Annotated in this window: 5 protein-coding genes; 2 read left to right on the plus strand and 3 right to left on the minus strand. The window is 45.2% G+C overall.

All coding sequences use genetic code 11. The features are described 5' to 3' along the window. Positions 1-110: 110 nt before the first annotated feature. Together RID53_RS21990 and RID53_RS21995 are read left to right on the plus strand one after the other, a co-directional pair. Positions 111-3,179: a response regulator gene (locus tag RID53_RS21990; protein ID WP_446390121.1), complete on the plus strand. Its 3,069-nt coding sequence runs from the start codon at positions 111-113 to the stop codon at positions 3,177-3,179. 73 nt (positions 3,180-3,252) lie between these two features. Continuing rightward, positions 3,253-5,223 carry an adenylate/guanylate cyclase domain-containing protein gene (locus tag RID53_RS21995; protein WP_446390122.1) on the plus strand — a complete coding sequence of 657 codons (1,971 nt, stop codon included), beginning with the start codon at positions 3,253-3,255 and terminating at the stop codon, positions 5,221-5,223. A gap of 330 nt (positions 5,224-5,553) precedes the next feature. On the opposite strand, the gene RID53_RS22000 is transcribed toward RID53_RS21995, so the two are convergent. The 3 genes from RID53_RS22000 to RID53_RS22010 all read right to left on the minus strand — a co-directional run bounded on the left by RID53_RS22000 (position 5,554) and on the right by RID53_RS22010 (position 12,789). After that, positions 5,554-7,170 carry a mucoidy inhibitor MuiA family protein gene (locus RID53_RS22000; protein WP_446390123.1) on the minus strand — a complete coding sequence of 539 codons (1,617 nt, stop codon included), beginning with the start codon at positions 7,168-7,170 and terminating at the stop codon, positions 5,554-5,556. Between the two features lie 197 nt (positions 7,171-7,367). Then, on the minus strand, positions 7,368-10,331 hold the full coding sequence (locus tag RID53_RS22005; RefSeq protein WP_446390124.1) for a mucoidy inhibitor MuiA family protein: 2,964 nt from the start codon (positions 10,329-10,331) through the stop codon (positions 7,368-7,370). Between the two features lie 274 nt (positions 10,332-10,605). After that, positions 10,606-12,789, minus strand: coding sequence for a mucoidy inhibitor MuiA family protein (locus tag RID53_RS22010; RefSeq protein ID WP_446390125.1), 2,184 nt, complete (start codon positions 12,787-12,789; stop codon positions 10,606-10,608). Positions 12,790-13,162 lie beyond the last annotated feature (373 nt).

Consider the following 13,162-nt stretch of genomic DNA (forward strand, 5'->3'; position numbering starts at 1 on the left):
GTCCTAACCGTTGTGGCGGTTGCTATAACTTTACCGATCTAATGGCACGATAAAACAAACCAGGGTGGATTAAACCGTTGCGTTAAAGAATTTTTTAGGAAAAGAAGACTGTGTTGGAATCATTACAGACTATTTTATCCTCCCGTAGCTATATGCCCCACGGGAACTGTTACCTGTGGCAAACTCCCCTAGTGGGATTACATGTTGTCAGTGATGCACTGATTGCGATCGCGTATTTCTCGATTCCGGCAATGCTGATTTACTTTGTCCGCCAACGCCGGGATATTCCTTTCTCTAGAGTATTTATTTTATTCGGGGCGTTTATTATTTTCTGTGGCATCGGACATCTGTTTGATATTTGGACACTGTGGTATGCCGATTACTGGATATCCGGAATTGAACGCGCTTTAACCGCCCTGATATCTTGTTATACAGCGCTACGATTAATCGATTTACTGCCCCAATTCCTCGCCCTACGCACCCCGGAACAGTTGGAAGCGATTAACCGGGAATTACAGCAGCAAGTGGTACAACGACGCCAAACCGAAGAAACCCTACGCGCCATTGTTGCGGGTACAGCCTCGGTTACGGGAGAAGACTTTTTTGCCGCCTTGGTGCAGAATTTGGCAAAATCCTTACATGTTCCCTCTGTCGTCGTCGCTGAGAAAATCTGCGATCGCGAACCGGGATGGCGTAACCTTGCTTGTTGTTGCATCACATCCTGTCAGGTGTCCCAGTTACAGCCTACCTCCTGTGAAATTATTCCCCAAACTCAACCGAGTGGTAACGAAGCTGACAATTGGCAGCAACTTTTCCCCGATACAAAGGATACCGAACATTGCGTGGAGATTCCCTTACTCGACGGAAATCAACAGGTAATTGGGATGCTGGGTATTTGTGATATCAAACCCTTGTGCATCACCAATTTAGATCAAGCGATGATGAACGTATTTGCCGCCCGCGCCGCCACAGAATTGCAACGGAAATGGGCAGAAGACGAAAAACATCGCGCCTACGAAGCCTTAGAATTTCGGGTTGAGGAACGCACCGCAGAATTAATGGCAACCAACGCCACCTTAGAAACTGAAATTCAAGAACGGATTGCCGCCGAAGCCGCGATCAAATTGATGGCACAGCGGGAAAAAGCAATTAACCGCGTCATCCAGCAAATGCGCCAAAGTTTAGATTTAGACACCATCTTTAAGGCGACAACGGCTGAATTACGACAAGCCATTGAGTGCGATCGCGTTCTGATTTATGAGTTTAACTCCGATTGGAGTGGGACAATCGTTGCTGAATCCGTTGCCCCCGGTTGGCAGGCTTTACTTCGTGACGGTAAAAAAGCCTCTACCTTTGCCCAAACCACAACGGTTAATCCCCAGTGTCTTGCCACTCAATTAACCGATGCAGATGGATTGGTTCAAGACACGTATCTGCAAGAACGACAGGGTGGAATCTATCGACAAAAGAACACCTATTGCTGCGTCTTTGATGTTGAACAAGCTAACTTTTCCGAATGCTATCTCAACTTGCTCAAAGGAATGCAAGCCCAAGCCTATATCATCGCCCCCATTTTTTGCGGTCAGCAACTATGGGGACTCTTAGGGGTGTATCAAAACAGTAATCCTCGACAATGGCAACCCGCAGAAGTCCAAATTGTTACCCAAATTGGTAATCAACTGGGTGTTGCCGTTCAACAGGCTGAACTCTTTGCCCAAACCCAAAACCAAGCCATTGAACTTCAACAGGCAAAAGAAGCAGCGGATGCGGCAAACCGGGCAAAAAGTGAGTTTTTATCTAATATGAGTCACGAACTCCGCACGCCCATGAATGCGATTTTAGGATTTACGCAACTCATGCAGCGCGATCAATCCTTACCCGCCCAGCATCAAGGGTACATGGAAATTATTAATCACAGTGGTGAACATTTACTGGAGTTGATTAATGATGTCTTAGAGATGTCAAAAATTGAAGCGGGGCGGATAACCTTAGAGGAAAGTGACTGTAATTTACATCAACTCTTGCGCCGTCTGGAATCCATGTTCCAACTCAAGGCAAAGTCTAAAGGATTACGCTTAAGGGTTCAGCGAGACGATACTGTTCCCCAATGGATTAGAACCGATGAACATAAATTACGCCAAGTCTTAATCAACTTGCTGAGTAATGCGATTAAATTCACAGAAAACGGTCAAGTTACCCTAGAGGTATCGAGGGTTAGTCAGGGTAAAACCGTCAACCTGGGATTTGAAGTAGCTGACACCGGACCCGGAATTGCCAAAGAAGACAGGGATGAGCTATTTCAAGCCTTTAAGCAGACCAAACTTGGGCAAAATACCGACGAAGGAACCGGGTTAGGATTAAAGATTTCTCAGAAATTTGTGCAATTGATGGGCGGTGAAATTACTGTCACAAGTGAATTGGGACAAGGAAGTTGTTTTAAATTCCAAATTCAGGTAGAATTAACAGAATCTATCCCCGATACTCCAGCCTCTGATTTCCAGGAGGTGACGGAATTAGCCCCCGGACAACCCGCCTATCGAATTTTAGTCGTTGAAGATCATCTGGTAAACCGCCAGCTATTGGTAACGCTGTTAAAGGAGGTGGGTTTTCAGGTTAAATCGGCAGAGAATGGACAAGCCGCGATCGCGCTGTGGCAACAATGGCAACCTGAACTGATTTTCATGGATATGCACATGCCGATTATGGATGGTTATCAAGCCACTCGACAGATTAAACAGTCGAATTTTGCCACGATTCCGCCGATTATTGCGATTACCGCCAGTGCGTTTGCCCATAAGCGAAATGAATGTTTAACCGCCGGATGTGATGCGTTTATCAGCAAGCCGTTTCAGCGGGAGGAAATTCTAGAAATTGTCAGTCAATATTTAGGGGTGGAGTATTCCCAGAACACAACAGGCGAAACGGTGTCTGATGCTACTGATGCCAGCGTATCTCCATCGGATTATACTCTAGATGCCAATGATCTGACGATTATGTCATCCGAATGGATTGAGCAACTCCACTACGCGGCAAGTTCTTGTAACGATGCCCTATGTTTAAGCTTAATTGATCAAATTCCTGAGGAACAATCTCAACTTATAGAGGTGCTAAGTGAGTTAGTGAAAACCTATCAATTTGATCAACTGATAAACTTGACTATCTCTCCAATAAATCCGTGAAATTAGTGTCACTAACCTTTCACTTCCCCACCCAAATCTTTCCAATAAATCCGTGAAATCAGTGTTTTGACAAATGACAAACGACAACACATTCATCGCCGATATTCTCATTGTTGACGACCAACCCCACAATATTAAATTTTTATCGGATTTCTTATCAGACTACAACTATCAAATCCGCAAAGCCATTAATGGTGAAATGGCATTAAATGCAGCTCGGCTGCTTCCCCCAGACTTAATTCTCCTGGATATCAATATGCCCGGATTAGATGGCTATGAAGTCTGTGAACAACTCAAAGCTGATCCGAAAACAAGTTCTATTCCAATTATTTTCCTGAGTGCGTTTTCGGATACTGAGACAAAGGTGCAGGCATTTCAGTATGGCGGTGTTGATTATATCACCAAACCCTTTCAATTTGAAGAAGTTTTAGCCAGAATCCAAACCCAATTAAACCTTAAACGCCTGCAAAGTGAACTCGAACATCGCAATAAAAAGCTGGAAAAAACTGTAGACGTATTACAAAAAACTAAAACCGCTTTAACCACATCAGAAGCAGAACTTCGCACCTTATTCAACGCCATGACTGAACTGGTGTTAGTTTTGGATTCCCAGGGGCGCTATCTAAAAATCGCCACACCCAACCATGAGTTGGTCTCTCAATCTCCCCAACTCGCCCAGGGAAACACAGTCCATGAAAGTTTACCCCAATCCCAAGCCGATTTGTTACAAAGTACGATTCAAAACGTATTAGAACGCCAGGAAACGATTGAAATTGAATATAGTCTTCAGTTAGAAAACGGCAGAATAGACTTCTCTGCCAAGATTTCTCCTCTATCCCAGGATAGCGTTATAGCGGTGATGCGGGACATTAGCGATCGCAAACGCCGTGAAGAAGCCTTACAATTAATTGTTGAGGGAACCGCCACCAAAACAGGGCGCGAGTTTTTCAACGCTTGTGTTCGCCAACTTGCCGAAATTTTGTCAGTTCGTTATGCGTTTGTTACCGAATGTCTAGATTTTAAACAAAAACGAGTCCGGACATTAGCCTTTTGGCTGGACGAGAAATTTGTCAAAAATATTGAATATGACTTGCTGGGAACACCCTGTAAGGAAGTGATTCAAAATAACAAATATTATTGCTATTCTGACAATATTATCGCGAGTTTCCCTGATGATCAAGACTTAGTGGACTTAAAAGCCGAAAGCTATGCGGGAATTCCTTTAACTGATTCCATGGGGAATGTCATTGGTCATATTGCTGTTCTAGACACTCAACCCATGCTCAAGGATGAAACCCGCGAATTGGTCTTAAAAATATTCGCCGCTAGAGCCGGAGCGGAATTAGAGCGTCAAATTACGGATATTGCCCTGAAAAAAAGTCAAGAGCGTTCTGAAGAATTATTACTGAATATTTTACCCGCTCCGATTGTTGAACGCCTGAAAAAAGAGAAAACAGCGATTGCCGAACAATTCGCTGATGTGACGATTTTGTTTGCGGATATTGTCGGCTTTACCCCATTATCGACAAAGATAAACCCCACGGAAATGGTTGACTTACTCAATGAAATCTTCTCAATTTTTGATCAATTAACTGAGCAACATGGGTTAGAAAAAATCAAAACCATTGGTGATGCGTATATGGTTGTCGGTGGATTACCCGTTCCCAAAGCCAATCATGCTCAAGCCGTAGCGCAAATGGCGCTAGATATGCGAGACGCGATCGCCCGTTTTCAAGAGAGCTATGGTGAACAGCTACAAATCCGCATTGGTGTAAACAGGGGTTCAGTTGTCGCAGGTGTGATTGGCACCAAGAAATTCATCTATGATTTATGGGGAGATGCGGTTAATGTTGCCTCTCGCATGGAATCATTAAGTTTACCGGGTAAAATTCAAGTCACTGAAGCAACCTATACCTGTTTAAAAGAGCAATATCGCTTTGAACAACGGGGGAAAATTGCCGTTAAAGGAAAAGGAGAAATGATGACGTATTGGTTAGTCGAGTCATTAACGAAAAATCCTCCATTACCCAATCCAGTGGTTTGAGCTGTAGGGACACAGCATTACCCATTTGTGTCAACTTCAGGTGAAAAGCACAACTGGCAAGTATTTCACCCTCATCCCCTAACCTCTTCTCCCATCAAGGGAGAAGGGGAACTATAGCAATCCTCAATAGGATGCAGCAAGTGTACGGCTTGAAATCCAGGTATAGCAAGGGTTTCAGTTTTGAAAATTGCCACAACCTAAATAGGATTGCTATATCACATAAAGACGCTTCCAAAGTACCTTTGGAACACCGCTTGCTTCTTGCTCCCCTCTCCCCAGGGTGGGAGAGGGGCTGGGGGTGAGGGGTTGAGAATGGGCAATACCGTACCCTTACAATGCTCCTTTCACCTCTGGCGCTGTTGCCACTTGATAAACTAGGGTGACTTGACGTTTAGAGTAGGGCGCGAGGGTCAATTTCCAGGTACAAAATCCATCATTATCGGGTTGAACTCCATTGGTTGTTTTTTTCGTCAAAACCTTGACCTTGACTTGCTCTAATTCTGACACTGGAACCCGCTCTGTTATTGTAATCTCTCTCGGTTCAGCGGCAATATTAGAGAGAAATAACTGGGTTTGCGTAATCACTCGTTTCCACTGGGTTAGATGGTCTTTTTCTTGTTTTTTCGTTTGGCTACGCTGCACCCGCATGGCTTCATCAGACCCCCATCCTAAGGCAAATTTTTCTCCGGGGGCGATGAATCCAATGGCAGTTTTGCCGACAAATTCGGATGAACGTACTAAGTCCACAGGTCCAGCTAGAATGGGACAGGTTGATGAATTAATTTGTTCGCTTTTGAGAACAACCTGACAGGAGACTTCTGGCATTAAGATATACTCAATTTCAGCCTTAGACTCAAAGGAAAAAATTGGCACCCGATAGGGACGACCATCAGAGGGAATTGTTGCTTTTTGGCTAGGGCGAAGCGTCCGGACTTCGCCGCCATCATCAACACCAGGTAAGTTTACTGAATTAGTCGTTTCTCTCTGAGGAACTGTTCCACCTGCACCCAGTCCAGTGGTTTGAATTTGCTGATTTCGAGTTTCAACAATAATTTGTTTGGATTTTTCTTTGACATTTAATTTGTCATCGCTTAAAAGAGGGGGTTCAGTTCCTAGAGATGTGCGGGCGGTGGAAAAGACTAAATCAACATTCGTCCAGTCTTCTCCTGTATTTTGCCAGACACACCCATCCATCCGAAATGATAGAGTAGCTGGTGATGAAGACCCATTAGTTGGGACTAGCAGACGGGCTTGATGCCAAGGACGCCATAAGGCATTGGGAACAACGTAATCGAAGGTAATTTCATAGTCTCCAGCGTCAGAAATCATTAAATCGGATTCAATTTTGGCGGTGTAAATTGTATCTGGACTGGATAGGGATTGGAGGTGAGTGGTTATGTCATCAATTTGCCGTCTGAGTTGTGCTTGATGTTCACCACTGCTTAATATTTCTGTCCGTAATTCACGGAGTTGTTTAAACAGGGTTTGCAATTGTTCCCGCCAGGTTTTGGGGTCAATTTGTCCCCAAACGGCATCAATGGGTAATTCTTGTAAGGCTTTGGTTAAGATGGTATTGACTTGTTTAAAGCAATACTTCTGATGTTGAGAGTCTTCTGAAACTATGGCGAGGTGATGCTGGTGCGATCGCAACTCGTTATGCAAGGGCTGAATGTCTTCGGGTCGTTCTTCGTCTTTGACGATTATCTGGCGACGAACGCGGACATCATTGATTTTGGCGTTGTTATAGTTTTCTGCAAATTCTGCCCGCAGGGATTTATCGGAAAGTACGGGGGCGACATTTTCTACAGTGATGCGCCATAATCCTGATGTTAGGTTGGCTTTGCCACGGCGTTGCACTAAGGCGCGGTCTTCGAGTAGGGTAACGAGGGTGACGGGTGCGTCGAGGGTTAAGGATTGAATGTCTTGTTGGGGTGTAATTGATGGCATAATTGACCTCGGTGAGTTATAGGGTAATGTCGGAAGTTTTTTGGGCTGTTTAATGGGGGAATCTATGGATAATTTTTCAACGCAGAGGTACGCAGAGGTTTTCGCAGAGGGGCGCAGAGGGGGTTAAATGATGGGGATGCATAAGATTTAACACTTAATACTTAACCCCATCGCCAGATTTATTTAGCTGCGCCTAACTATTCCCGTCGATTTCCACCGATTACTTCACTATCGGCGTAGGTTTTAATTGTGTACTGTGCTGATAATTTTGCCTGTTGTTGACCGGGTATTTTTATCCGCCAGCGATAGCCGCCTTGAATGGGTTTTCCGCGTTCTTCTTGTTCGTATTTATGCCATTGCGGGGAAACTTTACCAAGTTCTACATCAACTTTTTCTCCTTCCTGGGGGACGGGAATCCGTTCTCGAATTTCAATCCGTGCTTCGTTGGCTAAACGGTTAGCAATATCAATTTTAAGGTGGTGACGGAGTTCGTTGAATGCGACTAATAAATGACTGGAACGTTTTTCCTGATACGTCGTGTTTCGAGCCACTTTTATTCCTTGTTCGACGCCTAAACCTAATTCAACTTGTCCCTTGGCGGGTACGGTTGGTAATGTCGTAGATAAAATATACTCTCCATCAACATAAACATCAGCTGAACCACTTAAAAGTGGGGCATCTAGGGGATTACAAAGTTGAACAATTCGGAAAACATTTGTATCTTCACGGGGAACGACAACATAGCGCAGGTTGACATCGGTACTTTGGCTAGTTAGTGCTACGGAATGAAATTGTCCATCTGACGGAACATCCACCCGTCCATCAGCAGAGTAAGCATAATCAAAGGAACCTGCGGCGTCACGTACTGATATTCCACCAAATGGTAATGGGGTAGACAGACATTGTTGGGAAGTTGATATAGCCTGGTTGACGATTTCTAGGACATTAAAATTTACCACAAATTGCTGTTGCTTGAGGATTGCTAGATAAACATCCTGCTGGTTTTGACGTAGTAATTTCCCTCGCTTATTGGGGTCATCTGCGCCGGGAAGTCGCATCAGATTGTAAGTCATTAGGTCATTGTTAATCCACCCAGTTGAGAAACCAAAGGCTGTTTTTTGTACCCTAATATAAATATTTTCCCCATACCTAGCCGGGATGATTTCGACGAATAAATCAACCATACGTCCCTGAAATAGACGCTGAAACTGACCACTTTGCAATAGACATTTGTTGATGTCTAAATCTGCCATGATTTTGACACGATTAGCTACGGCATTTTTAATCTTTCTTGGTAAGGGCTCGAAGGCTGGCCGCAGTACGCCATCTTTACGGAAGCGAACATATAAAAATGGATCATGGGGTTCGATGTGAATGTCAGAGACTCCCTCTTGGAGGGCTTTGGCGAGGATGCGATTCACCAAGTTAATCACCGGGGCATCACCCGCGTCATTCAAGGCTTCGCCTAAGTCGCATTCTGTTTCTTCTGGTGCATTGGACAGGGTGTCAAGATTCTCCAGATCCTTACTGATGCCTATATGCTTGGCAGCTTCCTGTTCCTTCTCTTGTGCCAACTTTTGATCCCGATATTGATTAATCAGATGCTGATAATCTTCCTGGGTAATAACCATCCGCCGTAGTCCAATTCCTTGAGGGCGGAGAATCCGGTTGAGATCATCTTGGGCATCCAGATTATCCGGATCAACCATTGCCACCAGAACGAATGGGGGTTGACCATCATTTTTGAATAACGGGACTAAACGATAACGACTACAGATTTCAAGGGGAATGAGGCTTTCAATTAGTTCCTTGACTTGGTGCCCGGAAATTTCACTAAGTTCTGGATCAAGAGATTCAACACCATAAATTGTTTTGAGTTCAAACAGTTGCTGTTTCTTGTAATGGCGGATTAAGTCGGGTGACAACTGACGCCCGGTAATTGATTCAATAATATCGGTCAGAGGTCGTCCTGACTTACGGCTTTCTATCCGCGCTTGTTCTATCTGCTGTTTATCAGCATAATCTAACTGTAATAATCGATTGTAGAATGAACTTTTGATTCTACTCGCTGGTTGTGTAAAGGCTCTTGGTGTTGAGGTTCTATTCTTTTGTAGATTTTCTCTTACAGTCTGTTTACCTCCTAAGTTGAACTCTTGTACTGATGACACATCAATTGAAGATGATTCCAGGTTTTGGAACTGTTCAGATACCGTGACTAACTGCGGCTTCTGGCGGTCATAATCGGCAAACAGCATTGTTGCACCAACGGGAGGTAAACGCCAACCGGATTTTCTAGGGACAGGCTGAGTACGCCCTAATCGCAGTGAGGGTAATTCTGGTAACTCACACCACGTCATTGGGTTAGCTGTTGAGAGTTCCAAGCGAACCCCAGACCAATCTTCTCCTGTACGCTGACACAAAAAAGCCCGAACTGCGATCGCGGCGGTATTCGTGCTACTCTCTAAACGGCATAAATAGGTGGGTGTCCAGCGTGCGCCAGGAACGAAATACTCGACAATTAACTGTTGCTGGGAAACTGTCACCTGTGCCGGATAACTTAAGCTGATAATCACCGTTTTCCTCAATTCGTGGGGTTTCACCTGTTGGGCAGTTGACGCCAGTTTCTGTTTGTGTAATAACTCGTCTAAGTGGGTTTTTGCCTCCTTTAAGCTGTTTTGGGTTTCCCGTCGTTCCTGAATGCGACTACGGATTTGCTCATCTTGAAAATTTGCGATCGCTAATCGGGCGGCTAGGGGTGAAGGGGGGGGTGCTTTTCCGGGTTCTGCTTTCGGTTGATTGGGTACATGAAGCTTTTTCAGGACAGAGATTTCGTTATCAATTAGGGCAATCGTCTCTTGAATTCGCCTTACTTCGGCTTTGGCTTGGCGCAGTTGTTCCTCAGCGGGGGAGTTGGGGAGTTCTGGGTGAGAAGGAACCGCAAGACTGATGCGAATATCGGTAGGAATCACCAAATTGGCATTTCCCTCAACTTGTACTCGCACACTGCTATCATCTAGCGCCAGGGGAAGTCCTGAAATTTCGACTTGTTCTGGCGTTTCTCCATTCTCTAGGTGCAAATCGGCGATACGGCTAACGGTTGCACCAGCCGCATAGACTTTTACCTTGTCTATTTTCGAGGCGAGTTGGATGATGTTCGGCATCGGATTATCCTATGGCTGATCCCAGGTACATTGTTCTATATCTCTGGGTGATTACCAGGATATGCACTTAAGTAGGTGGACATAATTAACGTGAACGGTGAAGATCGTCATTCGTCATTCGTCATTCGTCATTTGTAAGGGTTTGAGGATTGTTTACAAAATTTCATACAGTGCCGTTTTCTTTTGTCCGACTACTTAGCTTAGTTGGTAGTCAGCACGAAGAGTGCTATAAGATTTAGCTGGAGAGGGCTGAGGTTCCCTCACTACGGACGAACTATTCTCGTCGATTCCCACCGATTACTTCACTATCGGCGTAGGTTTTAATGGTGTACTGTGCTGATAATTTTGCCTGTTGTTGACTGGGTACTTGTATCCGCCAGCAATATCCACCTTGAATAGGTTGTCCGCGTTCTTCTTGTTCGTATTTATGCCATTGCGGGGAAACTTGACCAAGTTCTACATCAACTTTTTCTCCTTCCTGGGGTACAGGAATCCGTTCTCGGATCTCAATCCGTGCTTCGTTGGCTAAACGATTAGCAATGTCAATTGTAAGGTGGTGATGGAGTTCGTTGAATGCGACTAATAACTGACTGGAACGCACCTCCCGATACGTCGTGTTTCGAGCGACTTTTATCCCTTGCTCGACGCCTAAACCCAATTCAACTTGTCCCTTGGCGGGTACGGTGGGTAATGTCGTGGATAAGATATACTCACCATCAACATAAACATCAGCTGAACCGCTTAGAAGTGGGGCGTCTAAAGGATTGCAAAGTTGGGCGATTCGGAAGACATTGGTATCTTCACGGGGAACGACAATATAGCGCAGGTTGACATCGGTACTTTGGCTAGTTAGTGCTACGGAATGAAATTGTCCATCTGACGGAACATCCACCCGTCCATCGGCAAGATAAGCATAATCAAAGGAACCTGCGGCGTCACGTACTGATATCCCACCAGGCGGTAATGGGGTAGACAAACATTGGTGGGATTTTGATATAGCCTGCTTGACGATTTCTAGAACATTGAAGGTTACCACAAACTGCTGTTGCTTAAAGAGTTCTAGATAGACTTGCTGCTGGTTTTGAAGCAGTAATTTCCCTCGCTTATCGGGGTCATCTGCGCCGGGAAGTCGCATTAAATTGTAAGTCAGGTTCACCAAGTTAATCACCGGGTTACTGCTAGCTTTATTCAAGGTTTCACCTAAGTTGCAGTCTGTTTCTTCCAGTAAATTATAGAGAGTTTTATCTAAGTCGCATTCTGTTTCTTCGGGTTCATCAGACAGGGAACGTTCAAGGTCAGCAAACTCGTCTCCTGATTCATCGGACAGGTTATGAAACTCCATAGCCTTATCGGCATTGGACAGGAGGCATTCAAGCTCCATATCCAGATCGTCTTGTGCTTTCTTCTGTGTCAGTTTTTGATCCCGATGTTGATTAATCAGATTCAGTTCCAGATTGTAGGATGAACTGTTGAGTGTACTCGCTGGTTGTGTAAAGGCTCTTTGTCCAGTGACCACCTGCGGCTTCTGACGGTCATAATCGGCAAACAGCATTGTTGCACCAAGGGGAGGTAAACGCCAACCGGATTTTCTAGGGATAGGCTGGGTACGTCCTAACCGCAGTGAGGGTAATTCTGGTAACTCACACCACGTCATCGGGTTAGCTGTTGATAGTTCTAAGCGAACTCCAGACCAATCTTCTCCTGTGCGCTGACACAAAAAAGCCCGAACCGCGATCGCGGCGGTATTTGTGCTACTCTCTAAACGGCATAAATAGGTGGGTGTCCAGCGTGCGCCAGGAACGAAATACTCGACAATTAACCGTTGCGGGGAAACTGTCACCTCCCCCGGATAACTTAAGCTGATAATCACCATTTTCCGCAATTCGTGCGGTTTCACCTGTTGGGCGGTTGACGCCAGTTTCTGTTTGTGTAATAACTCGTCTAAGTGGGTGTTTGCTTCCTTTAAGCTGTTCTGGATTTCCCGTCGTTCCTGAATACGGCTACGAATTTGTTCATCTTGAAAATTCGCGATCGCTAATCGGGCGGCTAGGGGTGAAGGGGGTGGTGCTTTTCCCGGTTCTGCTTTCGGTTGATTGGGTACATGAAGCTGTTTTAGCACAGAGATTTCGTTATCAATTAGGGCAATCGTCTCTTGAATGCGCCTTACTTCGGCTTCGGCTTGGCGCAGTTGTTCCTCAGCAGGGGAGTTGGGGAGTTCTGGGTGAGAAGGAACCGCAAGACTGATGCGAATATCGGTAGGAATCACCAGATTGGCATTTCCCTCAACTTGCACTCGCACACTGCTATCATCTAGCGCCAGGGGAAGTCCCGAAATTTCTATTTGTTCTGGCGTTTCTCCATTCTCTAGGTGCAAGTCGGCGATACGGCTAACGGTTGCACCAGCCGCATAGACTTTAACTTTGTCTATTTTCGAGGCAAGTTGGGTGATGTTCGGCATCGGATTATCCTATGGCTGATCCCAGGTACATTGTTCTATATCTCTGGGTGATTACCGGGATATGCACTTATAGCGCTAGGCAATAGGCAATAGGCAATGGGCAATAGTGAAGAAAAAAGCTTACCCTCCAAGGGATTGAGTCATGTTGTTCTACGTAGGGTGGGCATTGCCCACCTACCCCTAAGTAGGGCTTGCTGCATAAGTGTGTAAGGTAGACTAGATAGGGGTTTCCAGCCATTTTCCGACCCAACAAGTGCAAGGTTTTTACACTATAACCGTCTTGCATCCTGGAATTTTTGCCGACCTCAGCGCCGAATTCTCCCTCGACAGAGGGTTGAAACCATTGCAAGAAAAATCAGGTAATATCCGGAAA

The sequence above is a fragment of the Coleofasciculus sp. B1-GNL1-01 genome, assembly GCF_040220235.1.
GTDB lineage: Bacteria > Cyanobacteriota > Cyanobacteriia > Cyanobacteriales > Coleofasciculaceae > Coleofasciculus.

Excerpts from the sequence above, each read along its gene's own strand:
- RID53_RS21995 (WP_446390122.1), top strand. The coding sequence starts at position 3,253 with ATGACAAACGACAACACATTCATCGCCGATATTCTCATTGTTGACGAC.
- RID53_RS22000 (WP_446390123.1), bottom strand. The coding sequence starts at position 7,170 with ATGCCATCAATTACACCCCAACAAGACATTCAATCCTTAACCCTCGAC.
- RID53_RS22005 (WP_446390124.1), bottom strand. The coding sequence starts at position 10,331 with ATGCCGAACATCATCCAACTCGCCTCGAAAATAGACAAGGTAAAAGTC.
- RID53_RS22010 (WP_446390125.1), bottom strand. The coding sequence starts at position 12,789 with ATGCCGAACATCACCCAACTTGCCTCGAAAATAGACAAAGTTAAAGTC.